Below are 229 nucleotides of genomic sequence, written 5' to 3'. Positions count from 1 at the left end.
AGGTATCTTTATGGCCTTCCAGTATCCGGTAGAAATTCCCGGCGTCAGTAACCAGTTTTTCCTGCAACCGGCACTTAATGCGGTGCGCAGCTATCGCGGGCAGGAAACGCTCGACCGCTTTGATTTTCAGGATTTGATGGAAGAGAAAATCGCGCTGTTGAAGATGCCGGAAGATTTATTGACCCGTTCGGTAAACGTTGGTTTTTCCGGCGGCGAGAAAAAGCGCAAC

The 229-nt window shown here is 50.2% G+C and carries 1 pseudogene; it reads left to right on the top strand.

Going from position 1 to position 229, the window contains the following annotated elements:
* Nucleotides 1-229 (top strand): annotated as a pseudogene (gene sufC, locus KI356_RS28985) (Fe-S cluster assembly ATPase SufC); the annotation flags it as partial.

The organism is Bacillus hominis (genome assembly GCF_018332515.1).
In the GTDB taxonomy this organism is placed as follows: domain Bacteria; phylum Bacillota; class Bacilli; order Bacillales; family Bacillaceae_G; genus Bacillus_A; species Bacillus_A hominis.
The sequence above is the reverse complement of the archived record's forward strand: the minus strand, read 5'-3'. Positions and strand labels throughout refer to the sequence as shown.